Origin of the sequence: Endozoicomonas sp. (genome assembly GCF_051008435.1) — a bacterium.
GTDB lineage: Bacteria > Pseudomonadota > Gammaproteobacteria > Pseudomonadales > Endozoicomonadaceae > Endozoicomonas_A.
Window position 1 is genome coordinate 14606 of sequence record NZ_JBPCXO010000358.1, and the last position, 26805, is coordinate 41410.

The following is a 26805-nucleotide window of genomic DNA, read 5'->3' on the forward strand; positions in this document are numbered from 1 at the left end:
ATTATTGTTTGCTGGTGGAGTCAGCCGCTACAGCAGTTGGCTCTGCCTTTTTGAGGTTAGGATGAACAACGGTTCGGAGCACCGTTTTGTCTTCAAAATAAACTGTCATGTCCTGGTATCTCCATTGGGTGATGACAGGCTTGCCGACAGTTTCAGTCACATCCGGTGCTCCCAGACGATCCTTGACCGATTGCATGCTCTGTCCTCTTTCCGGCAGCAAAACAGTACTTCGCAGCTCAGCCGACTGACTGCCAACGGGCACAGAGAGGGTGTCACCTTCGACGGCAGAAGCTTGCAGGCTGAGGCTTGAGAGACCCACTAAGGTCATGGAAAGGGTCAGAATCGGTGCTGATAATAAACGGTTCATGGCAGTCATACTTTCTTCTTCTCATGGACTTAATGCAGAGCGCTATTCTTGCTCAGGCTCCTGCAGAGTTCAGCTCCGTGGCTCCTGTTATAGTTATTGGAGACTGTGGCTTTTGCAAGAAAATGCAAACAGCCTTATTCGTACCGGGCTGTTGGGGTTATAATAGCGGACTTAGCAACCATTGACTCCTTAAAAATTCTAAATGTTCAGACCATTACCGTTTTTTATCGGCCTGAGATATACCCGGGCTAAACGAAGGAATCACTTTATTTCCTTTATTTCATTAATGTCGATGGTGGGGTTGACCCTGGGCATCTGCGTTCTGATCATTGTCATGTCGGTCATGAATGGTTTTGACCGGGAATTGAAACAGCGAATACTGGGGATGGTTCCCCATGCCACGATTACTTCAGCGTCCGGTGGAATGCAGGATTGGCAGGACATTCTTGATCAGGTTTCTGAGCAAGAAGGTATTGTTGCTGCGGCTCCTTTTGTGGATGGTCAGGGTATGCTGGCCAGTGGCAGTCAGGTTCGGGGTGCCATGGTTTATGGTATTGATCCGGCCTTTGAAGAAAAAGTCTCTATTGTTAACCAGCATATGACTCAGGGATCTCTGGAGAATCTGAAACCCGGAGAGTTCGGCATAGTGCTGGGTGAGCTCATGGCTCAGTATCTCGGAGTCACTGCAGGTGACAAAGTCACCATGGTTCTGCCCGAAGCCAATGTGAATCTGGCTGGCGTTTTCCCCAGACTCAAGCGTTTTACTGTGGTTGGCATCTTCTCCGTTGGAGCTGAAGTGGATGGCAGTCTGGCTTATATCAACATTCAGGATGCCGCTCGGTTTATGCGAGTATCGGAAGGTGTTGAAGGCATTCGCTTGAAAATGGAAAACCTGTTCGAAGCGCCGAAACTGGCCTGGGATGTTGCCACCCAGCTGCCCGGGCGTTACTACGTGCAGGACTGGACCCGTACTCAGGGACAACTGTTTCAGGCTATCCAGATGGAAAAGACCATGGTAGGCCTGTTGCTGACATTAATTGTTGCTGTTGCTGCTTTCAATATTGTTTCTACCCTGGTCATGGTGGTAACCGACAAGCAGTCTGATATTGCTATTTTGAGAACACTGGGAGCCAGTCCAAAAACCATTATGGGCATCTTTATGGTACTGGGCTCTTTGATCGGTGTAGTGGGAACATTATTGGGGGTAGTGCTGGGTATTATTGCCGCCTTGAATGTTTCTGAGATTGTTTCTGGCCTTGAGTCCCTTCTGGGTATCCGGTTCCTAAGCCCGGACGTTTATTTTATCAGTTACCTGCCTTCTGAGTTGCAATGGCGCGATGTTGCTGTCATCAGTATTGCAGGTCTGTCCATGAGTTTCCTGGCGACCCTGTATCCAGCCTGGAGAGCCTCTAAAACCCAGCCAGCAGAGGCGCTTCGTTATGACTGACACCATGAAAGCTGTTTTGGAATGCAAAGCACTTGCCAAGAATTTTGATGAAGGCCCTGAAAAGCTGCAAGTACTGAAAGACGTCAACTTACTGGTTGGGCCCTCGGAAAGGGTGGCGGTTGTTGGCAGTTCCGGTTCAGGAAAAACCACGTTGCTGCAATTGCTGGCAGGTCTGGATAGTCCTTCTTCGGGTGAGATCAGAGTCTGTGGTCATGAGTTGGCAGCAATGAAAGATGCCCATCAGAATGAGCTGAGGAATCGTCATCTTGGATTCGTTTATCAGTTCCATCATCTGTTGCCTGAGTTTACTGCTCTGGAAAATGTCTCCATGCCCCTGTTGCTGAGGAAGAAAACTTCCATCAAGCAGGTCAGGGAAAGAGCCGAGCAACTGCTGGATGCGGTCGGACTGGCGGCAAGAGCTCGACATAAACCGGCAGAATTATCAGGAGGGGAGCGCCAGCGTGTAGCCATAGCCAGAGCCTTGGTTTCAGAGCCTGACCTGGTATTTATGGATGAGCCTACGGGTAACCTGGACCCTACTACTGCAGAAAGGGTGCATGGTTTGATGGAATCCCTAAGTAAAGAGTTAACCACCAGCTTTATTGTGGTGACTCATGATATGAATCTGGCCAGGCAGATGGATCGGGTATTTCGTCTGGAGTCAGGCACACTGATCATCGATTCCTGATTCCTCTGATTACCTCTATCAGCCGTCTTTTACTATAAAGGGCGGCTGTCGTTTTCTGCAGAGTTACTTCCTACTGCGGCTTTTCCAGAAAGTCCTTTTCGATGCTGTCTCCTCTTGAGGTGCTGGAACTTGATTCCAGTACCAGTGGATCGCTCTGACTCCTCTCATGATATGCATGGGTGGAAGTTGAGGGAAGGAGTGGGCACGTCATACCTGGAAGCAGTGGTAACAGTGGCACCGTAGGGCATGTGTCTGTAGAAGGTTCAATGGTATAAACGGTTTGATCCTCTCTTTCCATAGAAAGATCTCTATGTGGGGATCTTCTCAGGCTCCTGTGGGAGTTTTGTGCAATAGCCATTGGGTAGCTAGGTAATACGGCTCCGGTAGGATATTGACGTGCCAATTCATTGAGAGCGGTATCTGACATTGATCGGGAAAACCTTGGGGGGGTGGGATCTGCTTCCAAATGGACGGATGAGCGTTCTGAAGGGGTATTTTCGTTACTGTTTAACCGGATCAGGGTAGCCAGGGCCTGTTCCCAGGTTATTAATGGGTTTTCCGGGGAGTCCGGCTGGCCATCAGGCATCTCCAGCGCCTGCATCAGGTCAATGTTATCTTCTTTAATATCGTAAACCCAGGAAAGGCCCGTTGCTCTCCAGATTCTGTCGGTGCCTTGAACAAACTGGCCCATGACCCAGAGGCCTCCGATGCTGGGTCGCTTCCTGGAAGCAACATCACCCATTGCCCAAGGAGGAGGTGCAAATTCGGGGAAAGGAGACTCATAAATAAAGTCCACTTCAGTTGAACCAATGGTACGACTGAGTAGTAGTCTAACGTCTTCCTGAGACGCAACGGCATGTTCCAGTTCACTCTCAAGATTATTCATTATGAAAGTGTAGGCGTCATTGCCCAATGCCTGGGTGGAGGCGAAGGCAAGGGACTGGGCCAGGGCCGGGTTAGCAGAAAGATAGAGGTCCACATAATCCAGAAAGCCCTGAATCAGTCGGTACTGGGCCACACTGTCCATACTGGTATCAATGCTGTTGGGTCGGGCTTTGGGTTTGCTGTTGAAGCGTAAGCTCTTTGATCTTTCCCGGGTTAATGGCTTGCTGCCAGCTGGGGTTATATCGATCAGGTGAGACCGGATGGAAGAGATGGCCTTCTTGTTGTCATAAAAGACAATAGTCTTGTCTCCAACCGTCACACTGAGAAACAGATTCGATCGAATCAAATCTCTGATGATCTGTCCCTGCACTTTTTTTTGTCTCTCTGTCTGTGCTGCAGATGCCTCTCCTGTCACTGCGAGACTGTGTTCTGGATGAGTCAGGACTCTCAGGTCGTCGGATTTTTCCAGGGTATCCTGCAGAGATGCTCCCAGCGCCCCTGTATCCTGGTGTGGTTTTGCTGCGGTGGGTTCCGATGGTGTCTCAGTGACATCAGAGGAGCACAATAAAACTTTGTCATTTTGTCTTACCATGCAGCGTATGGGTGTTGAGGGGCCGTTATCAGCATGGCTAATAAAAACAGTGACGCCATTCTGTTCCAGTTCTCCCTGTGAGGGGTAGCTCACTCTGTCTGCGGGTGAATGATGGCGGCCGGACTCAGGCTGATTGCTTTTGAGATGCTCGAGAATTTGATCAAAAGTCTCCACTGGCAGGTTTCTGGCCAATTGGGTTACCAGAAGCCCCGGGCGATCTTCGAAGACGGTGTAGTCTATGAGTTGCTTCAAGAGTGCCAGCTTGGCCAGCGCAACTCTGCGATTGAAATCATCCGGAATGGGACCTGCGATGGGTGTGTTGAGCAATTCAAGATAAGCTTCTCGCAAACGCTTTAATGTGGTGAACATGATCAGAGTCTGGCTGGGGACTCTCAGGGAGAATGGAGGTTCGCGTATCGACTGGTGAATGGCCTCGTAGCAGTTTTCAATAAAGGTGCTGAGGCTCTCTGGACCAATGACGTCTACGAGAAAGTGCCTTAACATGCGGTATAAATTATAATTTGGTGTTATGCCCATCAACAATCTGGCCATCTCATAAGTTTCGGGTCTGTGACGGAAAGATTGACGGGGGTCAACCATCACAGCATTTGTGGCTTCTGAGTGGGGTGGTGGAGGCGTGTCCTGGGGATGTTCCTGTCTACGAGCGTTTTCTTCGTCTTTGTCATGTTTGTTGGATTTTTGACTGGATTGTTGACTGGATTGTTGACTGGATTGTTGACTGGTTTTTGTTTTTTTCGTTTCTTGGCTACTGCTGAGTTTGGTGGGTTCTTTTGAATCGTCTTTGTCGGCATCAGAAGGTTCCGGAAAAGACCCTGTCGTAACGGACTGAGAGGAATTAAGAGCATCTGCCAGCACCCTGGCTTCATTCATTTCCAGTGCAGTGGAAAGGATTGTCTGTAACTCTGGAAACGCCTCAACCTGGATCTGTTGGCCTTCTGCAAATGGTTGATTGGGATCAACGACCTCAATGCTATAACCCTCATCTCGTTCCTGAATCCGCAAATATCTGCGGATCAGGTAGTCAGTGCGATCAGCGATAAGGTTTTGTCTTCTGACCTGTTCTATTTCTTCAGGCGTGGGCAGCCTGCCAAATTCTCCAAGATCATCGGCCATCAGGATGGTCACCAAATCTATGAGTATTCTTCGATAGTCGCCTGATGCATTGGCAGCCATGAATTGTAATTGCATCAGTTCTGCATCTCTCTCGGCTTTAGTGGGCTGAGTGTGAATATCAGGCAGCAGATTCAACTGTTCCTGTAGCCAGGGGTCTTCCAGCATGCTCTGGGTCAGATTGCTGATATGGATCTGGTCTTTGATCGAGGTTTCTGCCAGGAAAAAGTGAGCCGCTTGCCCCTCATTTTGAGTGAAATAAATATGAAGGCTAACAGGAGTGCTGACGGGGTGGCTTTCTTCGTCCTCATGTTGTTGGGCAGGGTTTTGCAGAAAAGGAGGCTGTATTGCGACAAGGAAATCCGTCATTAATAAGGCGAAGTTTGAGCGTGGGTTGAGTTTCACTAGGAGTTCATTGGGGAGTTGATAACGCTGAGTTTTGATAGGGTTTTTCCAGATGTTTGGTTTGAGGCGTTTTGGACCGGGGTTGTCAGGTGCATCAGGTCTGCTGCCTGACTTAAATGGCTTTAAATCTTTCGGTGAGGGTTTGAAGTCAGGGCTGACAGGTTTTCGGCTTACCCTGATTGAGTCAGCTTCATTGGATAAATCAGGTCGGAGGGGGTAGGGAGGTGATTTGAGGCACAGCAAGCTGCTTTTGGAGATCAGGTCCATGATCAGAAAAAGCGATCGACCCAGGTAGACTTTCAATGGAGCCGTTTGACGATCAAGGTAGTGTTCTTCTGGCTGGGTCATGAGCAAGCCAGATTTTCGGCATTCATAGTGTTGAGTTTCAAACAGACTTTCACTCAATGCTGAGTGTGCGGGGAAAGAAGCAGTAAATGATAGGCAGGAAAGGAGAACTATAAGAGACCAAACGGCACATAATCTCATGCTGCTTCTTGCCTTAGGTAAAGGTAAGGACTCATTAATATAGCAGTGCTTTCAACGCTTTCTTTTTTCTTGCAGCAGAAACATCCATTTTAAGTATACGGGGGAGGGGAAAGGGTCTTGCAGAAACTGCACTTCCATAGAAGTGCAGTTCTGAAAGTACATATCAAGCGTCGTTCATATACTGGCTTGGATCAATGTAGATTCCCAGCGAGCGCTTATCGATACGCTTTTCTTTACCCTGTTCTTTATAGCGGAAGATGACAGTGTCTCCTTCGCTGACATCGAGCGTCTTGTCGGCGGAGAGATACTTATATTCATCGCCAGATACAGTCAATGTATGAATGTAATAATCGGGCATACCCAGCCAGTCACTGTGTGGGCCTTCGGTGCTGATGTTCTCAAGCTCACCGCGACCTTCCAGCTTTGGCTTGCGCTTTTGGAAGCTTCTTTGCATGGCAGTATTTGGATTACCGAGGATTCTAAAAGAGTTTTTCGAAAGGTGAGCGCTTTAACTCATTCCGACAACTATAGGAAGACCGCGTCCTCCTGTCCATAGCAATAGAATGAAAATGTCGCATTTCGAGTGAATTTCAGTCATTAAACGCTATGAACAGGTTTGTAGTCAAAAAGTTACTGGGTTGGAATAATAAAAATTAATACCCACGTTATGAAAGGTAAGCTTCTCAGTAGTGCTAAGACTTCTTGCAAAGTGAGCGTTTTCGACGCTGCCGCCAGTGATGAATGACATTCCATCGCCAGTAAAGTCTGATCAGCAGATAACCAAGAAAACCGCCAATAACACCGGTAATCAATGACCCTAGATACAGGGGTTTCCAGATTCTTGCCAACTCAACACCAACACCATGCACCGTGAGCTCGAAGGATGTTTCGCTGACAGGAACGTCCAGAATGTAACACCCCACCTTATAGGTGAAGTAAAAGATGGCTGGCATGGTGACCGGGTTGGTGATCCAGACCAGTGCTACGGACAGGGGCAGGTTGCAACGGAATATGACCGCCATAGCCGCAGCGACCACCATTTGAAAAGGAATGGGGATAAAAGCACAGAATACGCCCACAAAAAAAGCGCTGGCTGCTGAACGTCGATTCAGGTGCCAGAGGTTGGCATCATGAATAGCACTGCCTAGAAACCGCAGGTGACGGTTACCCTTGATGGTTCCTGGATCCGGCAGGTAGCGTTGTATCAGTTTCCTCGCCATGTCCCTTAACTGTACTCTTTTCTGATCTGAGACTGATTTCAGTCTGCAGTGTAGAGAGGCCGTTCTACCGATAGTGAAGCCGATGTCATGGTTCACATCTGCAAAAAGGGTCTTCTCCGGTTGTTTTGATCAGGCAATCTTGTGCGCATTTATTATGAAAATGCTGCCAGTTTCCCGTTTGCTGTCAGGCAGCATGCTTTGTTCATGGCTACGTGAGAACAGTGTAGATTGTAATTCTCACTTCACAAATCACTCAGCCTGTCACAGCTCTGCAGGGTCAGCTGGTTGTTAATCATCAAACCAGCCTACCTGCCTGCCAGCATAATCCAAACTTGATGACTATGCTGTGAACCGGCCCTGCGAACCAAACTCACACGAGCCAGGCTTGTTCGCACTCTTTAAAAAGCTTGACATTATGCACTTATAAAATGAAACACACTATTCATCTTCCCACAGGCTACTGTAGCTACTTACTGGGAATAGTGCTGACTGTGCTGTTTCCGGTTATTCCAGGCGAAATGTCTATCAGGGTTATCGGCGTTTTGGGAGTGCTGTTGATTATGACAGGACTGCTGCCAGCCATCATAAAGGCTGAAACTGTCCAAGTCACTGTGTCAGGTGCATTAAAACAGCTCGATAGGTCGTGCAGATTTTTCTACAGCCATGGGAGACACAGTGGTGTTATGCCGGGTGGCAGCATTTTCCAGTGTCGTATTTCCATAATGATCCTGTTTTATCTGGGTCTGGTGCTGGTCGGAATCTTTACAGGACTTTTACATGCTGAAGGGCTTCAGAAAAGCTGGTTAAGTAAAACCTATGAAAGTAGGGCTATCACAGTAACAGGCTACATTTCTGATCTGCCTGGTTATCACCAGTATCTCACGCGCTTTGATCTCAATGTGAAAACATTGGAGGGAGGCCATCCAGGTCATCTGAAAAAGATTCGATTGAGCTGGTATCAGGCACCAGATATCCAGGCCGGGGAATTATGGCAGTTTCAGATTCGGATTAAACACCCCCAGGGGAATCGAAGTCCCGGTGCTTTTGATAGAGAGGCCTGGGCGGCACGGGAGCATATTCAGGCCACAGGCTATGTTAAAGCCGGTGAAAAAATAGCAGCGGCTGAAGGGGGCAGCTATTTCAGAAGTCGTTTCAGGGAGACTGTGCGGCAATGGCTCTATGAGCATTGCAGTGAGAACTCAGCTGGCTTGTTATCGGCATTACTGATAGGTGATAAATCTGGAATTTCTCAGCAGCAGTGGCAATGGTTGAATCAGTCAGGAACCACTCATCTGATGGTGATTTCCGGTCTGCATATTGGCCTTATGGCGGCATTGGGTTTCTGGTTGGTGATGTTGTTGGCGCGAGCTGGAGTGGTGCCGCTGCGAAAGATTATTTTACCCCGGTATGCTGCCGCTGCAGGATTGCTGTTTGCTTTTGCTTATGCCTTTACGGCGGGTTTTTCAGTGCCGGTTCAAAGAGCGCTGGTTATGACGGGCCTGACATTGTCAGGACCACTGCTGGGCATCAAGGCACGACCGCTTACTTTGTTTTTACTGGCTCTCTGTGTCGTATTGTCTATTGAACCTCTGGCAATTACCAGTGCCGGTTTCTGGTATTCCTTTTCGGCTGTGGGCATTTTGCTTTACGGTTGTTGTGGACGAGTTTTCATGAGAGCAGAAGACGAAGTCTGGATTGGAGATAAACAAAGGTTCTGGCTTAGACCTCAATGGCTGGTCTTTCTGATGCTGGCTCCGATGTTGTTATTCAATCAGCAATCGGTATCCCTGCTTTCTCCGCTGATTAATTTAGTCGCTATTCCAATAATGGGTCTGTTGGTAGTGCCTGCTGCATTTCTTGCCCTGGTGTTGCAGCCGCTGTACAGCCCAGCTTCTGCGGGGATACTTCATTTACTGGATGCAGCCTTCAGGTTCTGGGATCTGGGGCTGGCTGCCGTCTCGTCGGTGCCTGTCTTTATACCTGTTGTGAACATCGGGCTGATACCACTCATTCTTATAGCTTGTGCTGTATTGATTCTGGCCGCGCCTATAGCGCTTGGGTTAAGGATTCTCGTACCTTTTCTACTACTGCCTCTGTTTTTTCCGGTTAACTCTGATCTTGAAACGGGCGAAGTTAAAGTGGCCGTACTGGATGTCGGTCAAGGTGTGGCCGTTCTGCTGCAAACTCGTCAAAACACGTTGTTGTACGATACCGGGGTGGGCTCCAGGGGCCGTTTCAATTCGGCGAACGGGATCATTGTTCCTTATCTTAATCGTTCAGGGATTAATCAAGTTGATCGGGTCATGATTTCTCATGGGGACAGCGATCATTCCGGTGGGCTTGAAGAGATTCATCAGCGATATCCAGCGGCTGATGTTATAGCGGGTTCCAGTGTCGCAGGTTTTGAGGGACCAATGAGTCCATGTCTGCCTGGAATGAGATGGTATTGGGATGGTGTGGAGTTTGCTGTTTTGTCAGGCAGCCGGCTGGCTGTCTCTAATAATGAGCGTTCCTGTGTGTTGAGAGTGACGGCAGGTAATCAGAAGCTGCTTTTGACCGGTGATATTGGAAAAAAGACCGAATCCTATTTACTCAATCAGTCCATCAATCTTGAGGCTGATTATCTGTTGCTTTCTCACCATGGTAGCCGTTTTTCTGGCTCTGAGCGTTTTCTGGCTCAGGTGAATCCCTCGCAGGTTATTGTTTCAACAGGGTATCAAAATCCATTTGGGCACCCTGCACGGGAAACGGTTGATCGTATTGAGAATCTTGGGGCAGCATTTTATGACACGGCGACATCCGGCACGCTGAGTTTTGTTCTGGGGAGAGGGTTTAAGGGTGTGGAAAGGTATAAAAATCAACAGGCTAGATACTGGTGGCGCTGAGTTGTGATCAACAGCTCAATATTTGCACCAATCCCGATTGTTTTTGTATCGTTGTCAGCAATATTGCGGTTGATACGCATGTGTCCGTGGTCAAAAACCGATGCACTATGATACAGTCATTCCATCAAACAGCCTTAGGGGCTGTTGAGGTTTTTTTTGCGGCTCAGTGCTACCGAAAAGCGGTCATGTACAAGGCAAACCGAGGAAGGCGTAGTTTATCTACGTCAACGAGGTTTAACGTTGTACGATTGCATGGATGCAGGAGTTAGAGCAACGCAGGAGCAGTTGCCGGGAAGGCCGCTTTTCGGAGCATCCGGAGGACAGTTCCTGGAGCATCCATGACTGCGTTCCAGTAGTTTGAAAGACGTTAAGTATTCCCTCACTACTGCGCCTGGTCCTGAATGCTCCAGGAACTGCTGAGCGCGAAACAAAACCACAGCAGCCCCTAACAGAAGTACTCTGTACTGATCAGTTTTTCAGGCTTGGTACTCTCATAGAAACTTGGAAGGGAAGGTGCTGTGTTCGAGTTGGTGAAATCCGGTGGTTGGCTGATGCTGCCAATCCTGCTTAGTTCTGTCATTGCCTTGGCGATTATTTTTGAGCGTCTCTGGACACTCAGGCCGTCGCGTATTGCACCCAGAAATACTTTGTCTCAGGTCTGGAAGTGGATCAAGAATAATGATCTGGACAGCAAGAAAGTCAGTGGCCTGAAAGATGGCTCACCTTTGGGTGAAATCCTGGCGGCAGGTATCAGTAATGCCCGCTATGGGCGCGATATCATGAAAGAAAGTATTGAGGAGCAGGCCGGCAGAGTCATTCATGAGCTGGAACGTTATCTCAATACTCTGGGAACCGTTGCTGCCATTGCCCCTTTAATGGGTCTGTTGGGTACCGTTATTGGTATGATCGATGTGTTTACTGTGATCATGCTGGAAGGCACCGGTAATGCCGGAGTGCTGGCAGGTGGCATATCCAAGGCTTTGATTACCACTGCAGCCGGTCTGACGGTTGCAATTCCGACTTTGATCTTTCACCGTTACTTTACCCGTCGTGTGGATGAACTGGTTGTGACCATGGAGCAGGAAGCCACCAAGCTGGTGGAAGTGCTTCAGGGAGAGCGAAAGCTTAAAGACCGCGAGGGCAAGTGATGAAGTTTCGTCGCCAGTCCCGTGAAGAGGTCTCGCTGAACCTGACGCCGCTGATTGATGTGGTCTTTCTGTTGCTGATCTTCTTTATGGTCTCGACTACCTTCACCAAGGAGACCCAGCTGGCCATCGACTTGCCAGAAGCCAGTGGTGAACAGCGAGAGTCTGTAGAGAAAACACAGGTAGAAATTACCATCAGCCGAGAAGGCGATTTTGCGGTGAACGGCAAATCTCTGGTGAACAGTAGTCTGGATACCCTTAAGAATGCACTGGCCAAAGTCAGTGAAGGTGACTCCGCTTTGCCGCTGATTATCACTGCTGATGCCAAGACGCCTTATCAGTCGGTAGTGACTGCTATGGATGCTGCGGGTCAGCTGGGCTTTGCCAATTTGAGTATGACGACCCGAAAACCTGTAGAATCAGAACAGTAATGGTAAGCTAGCCTGTATAGCTTGTTACCTGAATCATGAAAATGACTACAGAGCCCGAAATGGCGGCATTTTCATAGTAAAATAAACGCAGTCTCTTTAGGCTGCGTTTGCCATTATATTACTGAGAGAGTGACTTACCCCTCATGGAAAGCAAGGAATCTCGTCGTTGGCAGACAGTACTCAGCGACTCGGTTCTCAACTCATGGTACGGCAGTGGGTTCTGGACCCGTATGCTGCTTCCCCTATCTTTCTTGTATGCCCGAATTGCCCGAAATCGTCGGGTAAAACTGGAGTGTTCAGAGCGCTGGCAATCTCCTGTACCCATCATTATTGTTGGAAATATTACGGTTGGTGGAACGGGAAAGACGCCTTTTGTTGCTAGTCTGGTCGCCCGATTACAGCAACAGGGCTTCAAGCCAGGTATTGCCAGCCGTGGCTTTGGGGCTGGAAAAGACATCCACTTGCCTGCCCAGGTGTTACCTGAATCGGATCCGGCTCTGGTCGGGGATGAGCCGGTGATGCTGGCTCAGCAGCTGAATATTCCGATTATGGTGGACCCGGATCGGGTTTCTGCGGCCAAAGCGCTGATTGAGCAGAAAGGCTGTGATCTGGTGATCGCTGACGACGGCCTTCAGCATTATAATCTTGATCGGCATATTGAGCTGGTGGTTATTGATGGCCAGAGAATGCTGGGCAATGAGCTCAGCCTGCCAGCAGGACCTTTGCGGGAGCCTCCTCAAAGGCTGCGCGAGGTGGATCAGGTATTAATAAACGGTGAGCCTTCCAGAAGGCTGGATTGCGATTTCGATAGTTTTTCCCTTAAGCCTGATGTGCTTAAACCTGTCAGTGGCCAGAATATCGGTCAGCCTCCAGCCTCAGGAAAAGTGCATGCCGTGGCAGGCATAGGCAATCCCGGTCGCTTTTTCAGAACGCTGGAAGGACTTGGATACGAAGTTATTCCACATCCTTTTCCCGATCATTATGCGTTTGGAGAAGAGGATTTTCAGTTTCGGGATGATCTACCCATTATCATGACGGCTAAGGATGCAGTAAAATGCTCTTCTTTCGCAGAATCCCGCTTCTGGTTTCTGCCGGTTCAGGCCAGAGTGCCTGAGGCGGTATTTGAACGAATTCTGAAACTGATTGAAACTAAAGGGCCGCAAAGTCGGTCAGATAAGGATACCCATGGACAAGAAGCTGTTTGAGATTCTGGCCTGTCCCCACTGCAAGGGCGATCTGAAATACGATAAGTCAGCGGCTGAGCTGATTTGTCGCCCCTGTGGTATGGCCTATCCAATTCGTGATGGTATTCCTGTCATGCTGGAAAACGAAGCTCGTACCCTGACTGCCGATGAGCGATTAGAGGGAGGCGAGGCGGCACCTTCCCAAGAGGAACCTTCTGCCTGATGAGTGTTTCCACAGCCCCGTTTACTGTTGTTATACCTGCTCGTTTCAGCTCCAGTCGTCTGCCAGGCAAGCCTCTGGCTGATATTTGTGGCAAACCCATGATTCAGCATGTGTATGAACGTGCCTGTGAAAGTCAGGCGACCCGCGTCATTATCGCTACTGATGATGAGCGTATCATCAAGATGGCTGAAAGTTTTGGAGCTGAGGCCTGTATGACTCTGGCGGGTCATCCCTCTGGAACCGATCGCCTTCAGGAAGTCACACGCCTTTATGACATGGGTGATAACGAAGTCATTGTTAATGTTCAGGGTGACGAACCTCTGATCCCGGCAAAAGTGATTGACCAGGTGGCCAGCAATCTTATGCAGGCAGAGTCAGCCGGTGCAGCAACACTTTCTGAGCCAGTTCGCAACCGGGAAGATCTGTTTAATCCCAGTGTGGTGAAAGTAGTGACGGATCGTGAAGGTTTTGCCCTTTACTTCAGTCGTGCTCCGATGCCCTGGGCCAGAAATGAGTTTTCCGCAGGTGGAGGTTCACTGCCGGAAGTTGATATTTTCAGGCGCCACATTGGTATCTACGCCTACCGTGTCAGTCTGTTGAATCAATATGTGCAATGGGATCAGAGCCCGATTGAATCGATAGAGTCGCTTGAACAGTTGAGACTGCTTTGGAACGGGCATCGTATTCATGTAGCTGATGCCATGGAAACACCGCCGCATGGGGTTGATACCGAAGAGGATCTCAACGCTGTCAGGGCCCTCATGGAAAGCAGACTAGCTGATATTTCCTGAGTGACAGTCAAACAAGGGTGAAAATGGAATGATTAAAGTACTCTTTGTCTGTCTGGGTAATATTTGCCGTTCTCCTACGGCTCACGGTGTTTTTGTCCATCAGGTTGAGCTGGCTGGCTTATCAGATCGGATCGAGGTGGACTCGGCAGGAACCAGTGGCTGGCATAAGGAAGCAGAGCCCGATGGGCGTTCCATGAAGGAAGCCGCCCGCCTCGGCTATGACTTGTCTTTTATTCGATCCCGCCAGGTTGATATCTCCGACTTTGATGAGTTCGATTATGTGCTTGCCATGGATGAGAGTAATCTCAGTGATCTGCTGGCTATGTGTCCGCCTGAGCACCGTCATAAAGTGCAACTCTTTCTGTCCTTCAGTAATGTTTCCGAGAGTGAAGTCCCTGACCCCTACTATGGTGGAGCGCAGGGTTTTTCGGATGTACTCTCCCTGGTTGAGCAGGGCGGGCAGGCATTGCTGGAGCACATTCAAAATCATGCCCAGAGTGAATTGCGGTAGTTCATGAGAATGCTTGAAAATTATTCCCTCGAAGCCCTGAATACGTTTGGTTTCAGGGTCAGTGCCCGCTATTTTGTTGAAGCTAATTCGGTTGAAGATCTTCGGGAGGCTATTCGCTTTGCCGCTGAGAAACAGGTTCCGATTGTACCTCTGGGTGGGGGCAGTAATCTGGTGCTAAGTGGTGATCAGGATGCTTTGTTTGTTCATGTGAATATCCATGGCAAAAAGATCACCTCTAGAAATGATGATCTTGTCTCTATAACCGCAGGAGCGGGTGAGAACTGGCATGAGTTTGTTCGTTGGACTCTGGGTGAGCAGGCTTATGGACTTGAGAACCTTTCCCTGATTCCGGGTAATGTCGGTGCAGCTCCCATTCAGAATATTGGTGCCTATGGTGTTGAGATCAAGGATTACTTCCACAGCCTGGAGGCTCTGGACCTTCAATCGGGAGCATTGAAAACCTTCACCCTTGAAGACTGTCAGTTTGGCTACCGGGATTCGGTGTTCAAACATTCAGTCCGAGATCGCTTTATTATTACTTCTGTCACGTTTTCGCTGGCGGAAAAACTGTCGCCAAAGCTCGATTATGGCCGTTTAAAGCAGGAAGTTGAGCAGCGCTCAGGTGAGTGTTCTGACGCTTTTACGATCAGTGAATCTGTCTGTGATATCCGCATGGAGAAACTGCCCGATCCGCTGGTGTTGGGTAATGCGGGAAGCTTCTTTAAAAATCCTGTTGTGGATGAGTGTCTGTTGAGAAAATTACAGACAGATTATCCGGATGTTGTGGCTTATCCCTTTGAGGGGCGCTGGAAGCTGGCAGCGGGATGGTTGATAGACCGTGCAGGTCTTAAGGGCTTCCGTCAGGGGGCTGTAGGTACCTTTAATAAGCAGGCGCTGGTACTGGTTAATCATGGTGGTGCCAGCCCGGATGATCTGCTGGGGTTGGCGCATCACATACAGAATGTGGTTCATAATCGGTTTGGTGTCGAGCTGGAAATCGAGCCACGAGTCTACTGACTTCCTTTTTACCTTCAAATGATCAGCAGAGTGCCGGTTTTCTGGCATTCTGTTTCCCTTCTTTTTGTAAAGAATTGACCTGTTTCAGGCTGTCTACTCTTAAGAAAGTACGAGATGTTTCCTGTTCGATGAAAGCCTGTCATGCAGTTAGGCTTGTACTGTATACGGAGTTTTCATGCGCTGTTCCCGGTTATCTTCCAGTGAAAAGCAGTTTGCCAGGTTATTTTTTACCGTGAAAAATGTTTTTCTTCGCATAGGGCCGTTTATGCCTGTGCGGGGCGTAAACTATTTTTCTTCACTCATGACGGTTTTGTCCTTCCTGTCAGTCAGCGTGTTGGCTACGGCAGTGTCTGCTGAAGACTGGCTTGCTGTTCCTTCTGAGCCCAGTTCCAGTGTGCAAATCAAAAGTGAAGGGCATTCTGAAGCGGCCTCAAGCCAGCAGTTAATCAGCTGGATGTCTACAGCTTCTCAGCACGGTATTGATATTCCCCAGAGTCAGTGGTTGCAGCTGGCCACGGATCCATCTGAACAGAATGTCCGAAAAGTGGCGTCAGAATTCGCTTCTTACCTGGATACCGGGCGGCTGGATAGAAAGGTTTATCAGCCTGGCTGGAGAATCGCAGACCGGCCTGCATTACCGGTGTTGCAGGAGCATATGGATTCCAATTCGCTGGATCTGATTGAGCCCAGATTACCTCAATATGAATTGTTCAAGAAAACACTGCAACGATTTAATACCCAGTTAGAGAAGGCCGGTGATCGTTTTCCGGCGGATATGGTGCTGGAAGAGGGGGATCGACATCCTTCGATTTTAATTCTGAATCAATGGCTGATTGATCTGGATCTGGCCGATCGTTTGCCGGCAGGACAGTACAGCCGAGCTCATATGTCGGTGGTCAAGAAGCTCCAAAAGCAGTACCGGATTCGTGCAGACGGATACTTTGGACAGCGAACTCGTCAGGCATTGGTGGCGCTGACCCTTGATCGAATCAAGGTGCTGAAGGTCAATATGGAGCGAATGAGGTGGATGCCTCGGTCGTTGCCCTATCCTCATGTGTTAGTGGATATAGCGGGCTTTAATGTTGCCTGGGTGACAGGGGAGGGAAGGCAGAAAGTTTATCGGGCTATTGTTGGTAAACCGTCCCGTCAAACCCCGGTTTTTCAGGAAAGTATTGAAAGTATTACCGTCAATCCTTATTGGCGGGTACCCAGCTCTATTTCTTCTACTTCGTTATTGAGAAAGGCTCAGAAAAATCCTGAGTTTCTGAAGCGGGAAGGTTTTACTGTTTATGCCAGTTGGAAGTCTGGAGCAAGAAAACTGGACCCTGACTCAATCAACTGGAAAAAATACAGTCGCAGAACACTTCCCTATCGGCTCGAGCAAAAGCCGGGGAAAGTGAATCGTCTGGGGAAGTACAAACTGGACTCTCCCAATGCCTATAGCATTTATCTTCACGATACGGATAAGCCCGAGCTGTTCAAGCGATCAGTAAGAACCTTCAGTTCTGGCTGTACCCGTGTAGAAAATATTGATCATTTGATTGGCAATATCCTGAAACATCAGGGAATGGGAGATGAGGTCAGAGCGTTGAAGACCACCCGTGAAACAGGCAAGTTAAAACTTAGAAAGGCGGTGCCTCTCTATTTTGTTTATTTCACCGCCTGGCCTGACAGTAACGGTCGTATACGTTTCAGAAAAGATGTCTACAAGTTGGATGATGCGCTACTGGCCAAGTTGTAATGGCCTTTTGAGTCTTCCTCAATGGGTGTTCGAAATTTCTTCGCTATGGGCAATTGAAGTTGGTATCCTGACTGAATTGATTGGAAAATCTCCATAGATTGAGTGCTCTGCCAGGCGCAGGGCTTTCTCACTGACAAGAGTTTTCGGATGACTGCCAAGACAGCCGCTGTATCTTCTATACCCCAGACCCATCGTCAGGAATTGATTGTTGAACTGATTCGTCAGCATGGTTTTATGACGACGGATGAGTTGGTGCAACATTTTAAAGTGACTGCCCAGACGATCCGTAGAGATTTAAATGAGCTTGATAAGCAGAATCTGATTTCGCGTCATCATGGTGGCGCGGGCATGCCGTCGAGCAGTACCGTGAATACCGCTTATTCTGAACGCAAGATGAGTCTGAGTGAAGAAAAGGATCGGATTGCGGCCGAGCTGGTCAAGAGAATACCCGATGGTTCTTCGCTGTTTATCAATATAGGTACTTCAACGGAAGCGGTGGCCAGAGCGTTACTGAATCATAAAGCCTTGAGAGTGGTGACCAATAACCTTTTTGTGGCCTCGATTCTATTACAGCGTGAGGATTTTACTGTTGTAATAGCGGGTGGTGAGGTCAGAAACAGGGACGGTGGCATTGTTGGTCAGGCTACCAGGGATTTTATTGAGCAATTCAGAGTTGACTATGCCGTTATGGGTATCAGTGGTATTGATATGGACGGCTCATTGATGGATTTTGATTATCATGAAGTCAGAGTGGCGCAGGCGATGATCGGTAATGCCAAACAGTGCCTTCTGGCAGCAGACCATAGTAAATACGGTCGAAGCGCTATGGTCAGGCTGGGGCGTCTTGAACAGATTGATGTATTGTTTACTGATGTCGAGCCACCTGAGCCTCTTAAAGAGGTCATGGCCGGTTCAGCGGTAGAAATTGTAATTTGTGAGTAGGTATTGTTGTTGATAATAAAAAAGGAGAGGCTGAGCCTCTCCTTTTTTATTGTGCCCATTATTTCAGTTCAAAGGAACTGAAATAATGGGCTTGATCACTGAAAAATAAGCGCCTGGTGAAGGCTCACCGGGACGGGTTCTTAATTTTCCTGTGATGTGGAGGCAGCGGGTTGCTGGTCTCCAGATGGCTTTTCATCCGTTTTCTCGGCAGCCGCAGCTGCTTTCTGCTGTTCCAGGCGTCGCTTCATCCGAGGGTCGTTATGAGCCCTGTTGCGTCGACGGCGTGGTTCAGCTGCTTCTGAAGCGTTCTCTTCTTTCTTGCTGATCTCAACAATATTTGAAGAGGTTTCTGCTGCAGCTTTAGGCGCAGCGGCTTCTGGTGCGTCTTGCTTGGCTGTGGCTTTAGCGACAGGAGCAGGCGCTTCCGGTTGTGCAGGAGCAGGTGCAGGCTCTTTCTTGCTGACCTCTACCGCAGGGGTAGCAGGCTTGGCAGGTTCATCGGCTTTTGCTGCTGGCTCGGCACTGGGCTGAGCAGGAGCATTAGACTGCTGCAGAGGCGCTGCTTCTCTATGACTGCTGGCAGCAACTGCCTTGGCCATTTCGGTCATGCGAGGTGCTGCCGCATTAGGGGCTTCAACGACAGGTTCTGTCGTTGCCTTCTCCTGAGATTCTTCAGCCTGAGGCTTCTGATCAACAGCAGGAGCAGGTTTGTTCACCACTTTCTCATCAGACTTGGCTGCAGGAGCTTCTGCAACAGACTCAGTCTTTTCTGGCTGGCGGGCAGCTCTCTGTTCAGGTTGTCTGGCTGCAGCCTTTTCAACCGGAGCTTCCTGCTTTGCTCTTGTTTCCTGCTGAGTTGCAGCAGGTTTGGGGCTCTGCTTCTGAGAGACTTGCTCAACAGGTTCTGGAGTCGCTACAGGCTGAGTTGCTTCCGTCTTGCTTTCTTCTGGCTGAGACAGGGAAGGCAGAACAGGTTGTTGTTCCTGCTGATTGCGATCTCTCTGAGAAGGACGGTTGTTTCTTCTGCGTTGTGCAGAGCCTGGACGACGGCGACGACGGTTGTCTTCCTGTTGCTCAGGAGTTGCAGCTGTCTGTTCCGGTTGTTTCTGCTCTGCTGCAGGTTCACGACGATCTCTTCTTTCCTGCTGGCGGCGTGAGTTACGCTCTTCCTGCTGGCGAGCACCACGTTCCTGTCTTTCTGATCTTTCAGGTCTTTCTGCTTTTTCCGGTCTTTCTGTTCTTTCGGGCCTTTCTGTTCTTTCAGGCCTTTCTGTTCTTTCCTGACGAGAGGTGTTGTCTTTTCTTTCGTCCTGCTGGCGTCCGCCACGGCGACGTTCGTTGCGGGCTGGGCGCTCTTCAGAGTGCTCTTTGCGCTGCTGTGGCTTGTTACGCTGTGAGCGCTGGCCGCGATTATCTCGCTGCTGATTGTCCCGGTCTCTGGGCTGACGCTGTTGGCGTGCAGGTTTAGAGGCTTCAGTCTGAGCAGGCTTCTCTGGGGTTTCTTCTGCTGCGAAGAGACCGCCGATGGCTTTGACAAAAGACTTCAGCAGGCCGCCCTGTTTTTCAGACTGTGCAGGTGCAGGTTGTGCAGGAGCAACATTTTTCACAGCGGCTTCCTGACGAGGAGTAGCCTTGGTCTGGGAAATGGGTGCTTCTTCTTCCTGGGGCTCTTCCGTCGTGATGATCTCGTAGCTGCTCTCAGAGCCTTCTACAACATGGTCATCTCTCAGGCGCTGGACGTCGTAGTGAGGTGTTTCCAGGTTAGGGTTGGGAACAGCAACAATGCGAACTTTATGACGTTGCTCAATTTTGGCAATGGTCTGGCGCTTTTCATTCAGCAGGAATGCAGCAACGGTGACCGGTACCTGTGCGCGGATTTCGGAAGTTTTGTCTTTCAGAGCTTCCTCTTCCATCAGGCGCAGGATAGACAGAGCCAGAGATTCGATATCACGAATGGTGCCCTGACCAGAACATCTTGGGCAGACAACGCCACTGGTTTCACCCAGAGATGGGCGCAAGCGCTGGCGTGACATTTCCAGCAGGCCGAAGCGGGAGATGCGTCCGGTTTGTACTCGGGCACGGTCCATGGACAGAGCTTCTCGGATGCGATTCTCAACTTCACGCTGGTTGCGGTTGTGACTCATATCAATGAAATCAATGACAATCAGACCGCCGATATCACGGAGTCTGAGTTGACGGGCGATTTCATCCGCTGCTTCCAGGTTGGTGTTCAGTGCCGTCTCTTCAATATCGCCGCCACGGGTTGCACGGGCAGAGTTAATATCGATGGAAACCAGAGCTTCAGTTGGATCAATAACAATAGAACCACCGGAAGGCAGCTTAACTTCGCGCTGGAAGGCTGTCTCAATCTGGGATTCGATCTGGAAGCGGTTGAACAGCGGAATGCTATCTTTATACAGCTTGATCTTGTGCTGATACTGAGGCATGACCTGCTTGATAAAATCCAGGGCTTCGTCGCATACGCTGGCTTTGTCGATCAGTACTTCGCCGATGTCCTGACGCAGGTAGTCCCGGATAGCACGGATGATAACGTTGCTTTCCTGGTAAATCAGCAAAGGAGCAGGCTTTTGCGCAGCGTCTTTGATGGAGTTCCAGAGCTGAAGCAGGTAGTCGAGATCCCACTGCAGTTCTTCCTTGGAGCGACCCAGTCCCGCAGTACGGACAATAACGCCCATTTCTGAGGGGATGTTGAGGTTGCTCAGGATTTCACGGAGTTCTGCTCGCTCATCACCTTCGATTCGACGGGAAATGCCGCCGGCTCTGGGGTTGTTGGGCATCAGTACCAGGTAACGACCAGCCAGGCTGACCAGAGTAGTGAGGGCAGCACCTTTATTGCCGCGCTCTTCTTTATCTACCTGAACGATGACTTCCTGACCTTCCTTGATGACGTCCTTGATATTAGGGCGTCCACCGTGGTGAGGAGAGGAAAAATATTCGCGGGAGATTTCCTTCAGAGGAAGGAATCCATGCCGCTCTGCACCAAAGTCCACAAAAGCAGCTTCCAGGCTAGGTTCAACCCGGGTGATCTTGCCTTTATAGATGTTGGCTTTTTTCTGTTCACGAGCGCCGGATTCAATATCCAGATCGTAAAGACGCTGGCCATCAACCAGCGCAACGCGCAACTCTTCAGACTGAGTTGCGTTGATCAACATTCTCTTCATAGAGTACCGATACATTCAGAGGCTAACCTCTCAAGCCGGCACTGCCCGTTTTCTTGTCTTCCGGTCCGTCACTGATGCGGAACTGCCGGTTTTTATCTGTGCTAACAGAGTTACTTCCCAGTACTTCTTTAACCTGCTTTGTAACGATGTAGCATCAAACTGGTGACCAGGTCTTGGTTCAGACGGGCCACCTTGGGCGGGGAATTCGGTTCTGCCGGGAATCTTCGGCGCTTATCGATATTTATAGGCTCGATAAAAAAATAGGCCGATGGTTGTTTCTGTTTCCCGGAATTTTCCTCACGCCCGGAATCCGGGGGTGCACTGCTTGACAGAGGGTAGCGCTGTTTATCTTACACGGCTTAGCCGTGATGGTGTTTCATCTGTCCTGAGTGTCATCGGCTCTGGTTCAGGGGGCTTTATGGCTCTTTTATGCTCGCCATTCCCGCTGCCGGCCGCTCTCAGGCTTCGTAAATCGAACTGCCTTTTCGGATATTCACAAGGCAGTGTCACAACTATATCAGTAATCAGTAAGTGCTTCAAATGAGGTAAAGCTGATATTATATCGCTATGGATAGACATCAGAACGACTCCCGACAATCCGGGGAACCCCGCCCAGCAGTAAAAATGATCAATATTGATAGTGAAGACGCCGGGCAACGGGTAGATAATTATCTGGTACGGATTCTTAAAGGTGTACCCAAAACCCGGGTGTACAGGATTATCCGGAAAGGTGAAGTGCGTGTTAACAAGAAGCGTGTGACAGCAGATTACCGCCTGCAGGATGGTGACCTGTTAAGAGTTCCACCGGTAAGGGTGGCAGAAAGAGCTCCCAAGGCGAGTCCCAGTGTGGCCATTAGCCAGAAGCTGGAAGAGTCCATTCTGTACGAAGACAAGTCTCTGATCATTATTAACAAACCGGCCGGTATTGCTGTTCATGGTGGCAGTGGTATTTCTTACGGTGTTATTGAAACACTGCGTAATATCCGGCCGCAGGAGCGAAGCCTGGAATTAGTGCATCGGCTGGATCGAGATACATCGGGCTGTCTGATGATAGCCAAGAAGCGAAGCATGCTTCGTTATCTTCATGCCCAGCTGAAAGAAGACAAGGTCAGTAAAATCTATAACGCTTTGGTTATGGGGCGCTGGCCAAGCAGGAAAGTTCTGGTAAACGCGCCTCTAATGAAGAATACCCTTCGCTCCGGTGAGAGAGTGGTGACTGTCGATATAGAAGGTAAGCGTTCAAAAACGCTGTATAAGGTGCTTGAGCGTTTTAATCATGCCAATGAAGCCGCCACTCTGATCGAAGCCAGTCCGGTAACGGGTAGGACGCATCAGATCAGGGTTCATTGTCTTCATGCCGGATATTCGATTTTAGGTGATGATAAATACACGTCGGATGACGATAATAAGAGGTTCAGAGAGTTTGGTCTGAAGCGGTTATTTCTGCATGCGGCCAGGCTGAAACTGGTGTTGCCTGAAGGTCAGGCTTTGACCGTGGATGCTCCTTTGCCAGAAGATCTTGACGGTGTGCTTGAAACACTAAGAGATTAGGTTTTTTGTGATGTGGTTCGCGGCTTGTTTCCAGGAGTCTGACCGAGAATAGACAGGCTCCTGGCGCTATGGGTATCGGATAAAGCAGTAGTAGATTGATCAGGTATGATGGAAAGAAAAGAGTATTCGCTGGTTGTATTTGACTGGGATGGCACTTTAATTGATTCTGTGCCCAACATTGTGACAGCTTTGGTGAAAGCAGCGCAAAGCATGGGATTGCCGGTTCTTGCAGACGAGGCCTATAAAGGCATTATTGGTTTAAGTCTGGGGGAGGCCATCGCAACACTTTATCCCGCGTTGGATAATGAGCAGGTCGTCGTTTATCGTGAAGCTTATCGGGATTTTCATCTGGAGCTCGAACAGCAGCCTTCGCGACCCTATCCGGGTGTTACCCAGGGGCTGGAACATCTCAAAGGAAGCGGAGTCAAGATGGCGGTAGCAACAGGGAAAAGAAGAGCAGGTCTGGACCGCTCTATGACCGCCAATGACTATCAGTCTTATTTTGAGGCTAGTCGTACGGCCGATGATGCGCATTCCAAGCCACACCCAATGATGCTCGAGCAATTACTGGATGAGTTTGATGTTACGGCTGATCAGGCGCTGATGGTTGGGGATTCCGAGTTTGATCTGGCTATGGCGGTGAATGCGGGAATGGATAGCGTGGCAGTCACCTATGGAGCTCAGAACGAAAGCAAGCTGAAACAGCATCAACCGGTTCACATGGTGGATTCCTTTGATGAGTTGATTGACTGGTTAGGCAGGCACTGACAGTCAGAAATAAAAAACTATTTTGTTCTCCTGTCAGGCTGGATGGGGTGCAGAAGAGGTTATTTAAAATAACAGGAGTGAGTTGAGTGAGAAGTTCATGGAATGAGAGTGATGACTATGAACAGTCGGATGAGAAAGAGGGGCGTGCCTGGAAGTTGGTGGAAGACCTGGCTCAAGGGGCATTGAAAGAGCAGCGTCGTGCACGTCGCTGGGGTATTTTCTTCAAACTGCTGACTTTTACCTGGCTGTTTGTATCCATTGGTGTCGTCTATAACGCTATGCAGGTGGATGCATCGGGTGCGCCTACCAGCACTTCACATACTGCCCTGGTCGAGCTGAATGGTGTTATCGGAACCGATGATGTCAATGCAGACAGTGTTGTCACAGGGTTGCGCGCGGCTTTTGAAGATAAAGGTACCAAGGGCGTCATCCTTCGTATCAACAGTCCTGGTGGTAGCCCGGTTCAATCGGGTTATATCTATGATGAAATCAGACGCCTGAGGGATCTGTATCCTGAAACTCCTCTTTATGCAGTTGTTATGGATATCGGTGCTTCTGGTGGTTACTACGTGGCTGCTGCGGCTGACAAAATTTATGCAGATAAGGCGAGTCTGGTCGGTTCCATTGGTGTGATCTCTTCAGGCTTTGGGTTTGTTGAGGCCATGAAAAAGCTGGGTGTTACTCGTCGTACCTATACGGCAGGTGAATTTAAAGCCTTTAATGATCCGTTCCAGCCGCAGGATTCTGAAGCGACACAACGCTGGCAGCAATCTTTGGATACGATCCATAATCAATTTATCAATGTGGTGAAGCAGGGTCGTGGTGACCGGTTGGCCGAAGACAGTGATATTTTTTCCGGTATGGTCTGGACTGGCGAGCAAGCTGTAGAGCTGGGTTTGTTGGATGGGCTTGGCAGTTCAGGGTATGTTGCCCGCGAAGTGATCGGGGAAGAGGAAATTGTCGATTTTTCTCTGCGTTTGACACCGTTTGAGCGTTTTGCCAGAGACTTTGGTGTTGGCGTGGCTTCAACGGCAGTTAAAGTGCTTGGACTGGACTCCTTGTCATTGAAGTGATCATTTTTTCGCACATTTAATATCAAAAAAGGCCAGCGTTTGCTGGCCTTTTTTGTAGCTGATCCAGCAGGATCAGAAGTAGTAACGGGCCTGCAGGGACAGTGTGTTGTCTGCGTCTTTTTTACCCACTTCATTTTTGCTGTCGTTCTTGGCGTATTCAACCGCGAATTGCATTGGGCCGGTTTCGTAGATAGCGCCGACCATGGTTTCTTTAAAGGTGGCTTCGGTCTGATCGGCTGCAGCTTTGCTGTCGTCTTTCAGTTCATTGTATCCGGCTTCTACTGATAAACCCTGAAAGACGTTGTTCAGTGCTAGTCTGCCATAGAGTTCCAGTCCATTAGATTTTGCGTTCAGTTTGTCGCCCAGTTCGGTTTTGTTGTGGAACTCACCGTAAACAGCCGCCAGATAGAGGCCTTCGTTTTCATACTTCAGGCCGGCTGTTGCCGATTTGGATTTATCCTGGCCTGCGTATTTGGCAATGTCTTCGTATTGGGTTTCGTTGTAAGTAGCGCCCACAGACAGACCCAAAGGCAGTTCATAGCTTATGGCAATACCGTAGCCGTGATCCCGCTGGACGTTGTCGTCACTGTCATTATTGGCATCATTTTGAGTGGCGGTGTCACTCTTCAGCTGGTATTGCAGGCCGATGTTCAAACCGCCAAAGCTATTGCGGTACTGAAGGGCGTCATCAGCACGGGCGGTACCGTCATAATCACCGCCGTTACGGCCTTCATAAACCCCCATTGCGTTACCGCCCAGGATGGCGTAGCTATCAGTCCAGCCGGAGACGTCGTAAGTCACGCTCCAGTTCTTACCTGCTACGAAAGAACCGTAATCGTCGTGACTCAGTCCAACAAAGCCCAGACGGTTGGAGATAAAGTCTTTCTTTTCTCCATCGGATTCGTACTCATCAACAGTACGAACTCGCCATTCCATAACGCCTTGTCCAGTCCAGCCGCTTGCAAATTTGTGGGCGTATTCAAAGTTGATTCGATTGCAGTCGTTGTTTAGCTCTTCATCATGATCTTTGTTTTGAACATAAAAACCAATTTTGCCGCCAATACTTAAACTGTCTGTACCATCACCGTATACCTCAAGTGCCATTGCTGGACCTGCCAAAGTTGTGGCTACTGCTATGGCCAGAATTTTCTTATGCACGATATTAGACTCTCACTCATGTGTGTGGTTATTGTGTTGCGCTTAAATTTTTATTTAATAAAGCATTAGTAATCAATAGGGTGGTTTAATGATTTTCTCAAAAACCTCTTTTCAATTAATTGTTTTTCAAATCTTAATTGGGAGATTTTTGTTTTTTTATTTTAAATTAAGATAGTAGTCTTATTATGGTTTTTTTCGTTTGTTTTTTGTGTTGAAGGTAGATTGAATTGCCGGCATTTGTTCTGGCTGGTTTTTCCTGTGGGTCTTGCTATATAAGAGTTTTGAGTTTTCTTGGGAGGGTTTTTTTATGGGCGGCTTGGATGTGTGGGTGGAGTCTTTGGGTTTTTGATGCTTGGTGCCTTATCTCTTGTTTTTTGATTTTTTTCGAAAATTTTTTGATGATTTTTATCGGGTTTTTTATTCGATATTTATATTTTTTATGAGGGAGATAAAATCTTTCTATGACCATTTTTATTAAATATTTTTCCTTTTTAAATTTCTTTTAGTTTACGGTATGTATAGATATCTTTACTGATTAAAAATATTAGGTGTTGCGAGGTTTTTCTTGTTTTGAAAGGCTTTGAGTTCCTTATTGTTGGTTAAGCTGAGGGGAATATAGAAAGGTTGGACGTTTTTTTATAAAAAAAGACCGGCTAAAAAGCCGCAATGCTGTTCACTTAATGTTTGAAATTAACTGATCAGCTACCAAAATCCGACTGAGAACCCTCAGTCGGATTTTTTTGTGTCTATTCAACAACTCTTACTTTCAATGGATGAGCTTCAGACGTTTTCTGAATGCTCCACTTTTACTCAAAACATTCCTATCGAGTGGGTAGAGTCCGCCTTAACCCTTTTATCAAAAGCCACTATACGTCGTCGACGTTTGCCTGAAGATCAAGTGCTATGGCTTGTACTAGGCATGGCTCTATTTCGAAATGAGCCGATTGAAGAAGTCGCCAGACGACTCAACATCTGTTCAGAA

The 26805-nt window shown here is 48.7% G+C and carries 22 protein-coding genes; 16 read left to right on the top strand and 6 right to left on the bottom strand.

Annotated elements, in window-relative coordinates:
* Position 1: 1 nt before the first annotated feature.
* Entirely contained in the window at positions 2-367 is a 366-nt protein-coding gene (locus ACR2PX_RS18035) for a hypothetical protein (RefSeq protein WP_434000751.1), read from the bottom strand.
* 202 nt (positions 368-569) lie between these two features.
* Between ACR2PX_RS18035 and ACR2PX_RS18040 the strand changes: the two genes are divergently transcribed.
* Complete coding sequence (locus tag ACR2PX_RS18040) at positions 570-1814, top strand: lipoprotein-releasing ABC transporter permease subunit (RefSeq protein ID WP_434000752.1); 1245 nt, start codon at positions 570-572, stop codon at positions 1812-1814.
* The gene (locus ACR2PX_RS18045) at positions 1807-2502 is read left to right on the top strand and encodes an ABC transporter ATP-binding protein (RefSeq protein WP_434000753.1); all 696 of its coding nucleotides are present in this window, start codon (positions 1807-1809) and stop codon (positions 2500-2502) included. The genes ACR2PX_RS18040 and ACR2PX_RS18045 overlap by 8 nt, the downstream gene beginning before the upstream one ends.
* Positions 2503-2572: 70 nt before the next feature.
* On the opposite strand, the gene ACR2PX_RS18050 is transcribed toward ACR2PX_RS18045, so the two are convergent.
* The 3 genes from ACR2PX_RS18050 to ACR2PX_RS18060 form a co-directional block, all read right to left on the bottom strand.
* Positions 2573-5863 carry a hypothetical protein gene (locus ACR2PX_RS18050; protein ID WP_434000754.1) on the bottom strand — a complete coding sequence of 1097 codons (3291 nt, stop codon included), beginning with the start codon at positions 5861-5863 and terminating at the stop codon, positions 2573-2575.
* Between the two features lie 301 nt (positions 5864-6164).
* Complete coding sequence (locus ACR2PX_RS18055) at positions 6165-6455, bottom strand: hypothetical protein (protein WP_434000755.1); 291 nt, start codon at positions 6453-6455, stop codon at positions 6165-6167.
* A 238-nt stretch (positions 6456-6693) separates the two neighbouring features.
* Positions 6694-7221: a DUF2062 domain-containing protein gene (locus ACR2PX_RS18060; protein WP_434000756.1), complete on the bottom strand. Its 528-nt coding sequence runs from the start codon at positions 7219-7221 to the stop codon at positions 6694-6696.
* 428 nt (positions 7222-7649) lie between these two features.
* On the opposite strand from ACR2PX_RS18060, the gene ACR2PX_RS18065 reads away from it, so the two are divergent.
* The 10 genes from ACR2PX_RS18065 (at position 7650) to ACR2PX_RS18110 (ending at position 18091) form a co-directional block, all read left to right on the top strand.
* Positions 7650-10106: a DNA internalization-related competence protein ComEC/Rec2 gene (locus ACR2PX_RS18065; RefSeq protein WP_434000757.1), complete on the top strand. Its 2457-nt coding sequence runs from the start codon at positions 7650-7652 to the stop codon at positions 10104-10106.
* Between the two features lie 518 nt (positions 10107-10624).
* Positions 10625-11254, top strand: coding sequence for a MotA/TolQ/ExbB proton channel family protein (locus ACR2PX_RS18070; RefSeq protein ID WP_434000758.1), 630 nt, complete (start codon positions 10625-10627; stop codon positions 11252-11254).
* The gene (locus ACR2PX_RS18075) at positions 11254-11682 is read left to right on the top strand and encodes an ExbD/TolR family protein (RefSeq protein WP_034842461.1); all 429 of its coding nucleotides are present in this window, start codon (positions 11254-11256) and stop codon (positions 11680-11682) included. The genes ACR2PX_RS18070 and ACR2PX_RS18075 overlap by 1 nt, the downstream gene beginning before the upstream one ends.
* 143 nt (positions 11683-11825) lie before the next feature.
* Positions 11826-12887, top strand: coding sequence for a tetraacyldisaccharide 4'-kinase (gene lpxK, locus ACR2PX_RS18080; RefSeq protein WP_434000759.1), 1062 nt, complete (start codon positions 11826-11828; stop codon positions 12885-12887).
* A complete protein-coding gene (locus ACR2PX_RS18085; protein ID WP_434000760.1) occupies positions 12868-13089 on the top strand; it encodes a Trm112 family protein in 222 nt (73 codons plus the stop codon). The genes lpxK and ACR2PX_RS18085 overlap by 20 nt, the downstream gene beginning before the upstream one ends.
* Entirely contained in the window at positions 13089-13880 is a 792-nt protein-coding gene (kdsB, locus tag ACR2PX_RS18090; protein WP_434000761.1) for a 3-deoxy-manno-octulosonate cytidylyltransferase, read from the top strand. The genes ACR2PX_RS18085 and kdsB overlap by 1 nt, the downstream gene beginning before the upstream one ends.
* A 28-nt stretch (positions 13881-13908) precedes the next feature.
* Positions 13909-14391 carry a low molecular weight protein-tyrosine-phosphatase gene (locus ACR2PX_RS18095; RefSeq protein ID WP_434000762.1) on the top strand — a complete coding sequence of 161 codons (483 nt, stop codon included), beginning with the start codon at positions 13909-13911 and terminating at the stop codon, positions 14389-14391.
* Between the two features lie 3 nt (positions 14392-14394).
* Entirely contained in the window at positions 14395-15408 is a 1014-nt protein-coding gene (murB, locus tag ACR2PX_RS18100; RefSeq protein ID WP_434000763.1) for a UDP-N-acetylmuramate dehydrogenase, read from the top strand.
* Between the two features lie 175 nt (positions 15409-15583).
* The gene (locus ACR2PX_RS18105) at positions 15584-17149 is read left to right on the top strand and encodes a L,D-transpeptidase family protein (RefSeq protein ID WP_434000764.1); all 1566 of its coding nucleotides are present in this window, start codon (positions 15584-15586) and stop codon (positions 17147-17149) included.
* Between the two features lie 177 nt (positions 17150-17326).
* Positions 17327-18091 (top strand): DeoR/GlpR family transcriptional regulator, encoded by a 765-nt coding sequence (locus tag ACR2PX_RS18110; RefSeq protein ID WP_434000769.1) that lies wholly within the window; start codon positions 17327-17329, stop codon positions 18089-18091.
* A gap of 140 nt (positions 18092-18231) precedes the next feature.
* Here ACR2PX_RS18110 and rne read toward each other — a convergent pair whose 3' ends face one another.
* The gene (rne, locus tag ACR2PX_RS18115; RefSeq protein WP_434000770.1) at positions 18232-21273 is read right to left on the bottom strand and encodes a ribonuclease E; all 3042 of its coding nucleotides are present in this window, start codon (positions 21271-21273) and stop codon (positions 18232-18234) included.
* 624 nt (positions 21274-21897) lie between these two features.
* On the opposite strand from rne, the gene rluC reads away from it, so the two are divergent.
* The 3 genes from rluC to ACR2PX_RS18130 all read left to right on the top strand — a co-directional run bounded on the left by rluC (position 21898) and on the right by ACR2PX_RS18130 (position 24665).
* Positions 21898-22824, top strand: a complete 927-nt coding sequence (gene rluC / locus ACR2PX_RS18120; protein ID WP_434000765.1) for a 23S rRNA pseudouridine(955/2504/2580) synthase RluC — start codon at positions 21898-21900, stop codon at positions 22822-22824.
* 105 nt (positions 22825-22929) lie between these two features.
* On the top strand, positions 22930-23592 hold the full coding sequence (locus ACR2PX_RS18125; protein ID WP_434000766.1) for an HAD family hydrolase: 663 nt from the start codon (positions 22930-22932) through the stop codon (positions 23590-23592).
* A gap of 86 nt (positions 23593-23678) precedes the next feature.
* Positions 23679-24665 carry a S49 family peptidase gene (locus tag ACR2PX_RS18130; protein WP_434000767.1) on the top strand — a complete coding sequence of 329 codons (987 nt, stop codon included), beginning with the start codon at positions 23679-23681 and terminating at the stop codon, positions 24663-24665.
* Between the two features lie 72 nt (positions 24666-24737).
* On the opposite strand, the gene ACR2PX_RS18135 is transcribed toward ACR2PX_RS18130, so the two are convergent.
* A complete protein-coding gene (locus ACR2PX_RS18135) occupies positions 24738-25823 on the bottom strand; it encodes a porin (protein WP_434000768.1) in 1086 nt (361 codons plus the stop codon).
* 769 nt (positions 25824-26592) lie between these two features.
* On the opposite strand from ACR2PX_RS18135, the gene ACR2PX_RS18140 reads away from it, so the two are divergent.
* On the top strand, positions 26593-26805 hold a 213-nt coding region (locus ACR2PX_RS18140; protein ID WP_434000771.1), incomplete at its 3' end, for a transposase domain-containing protein.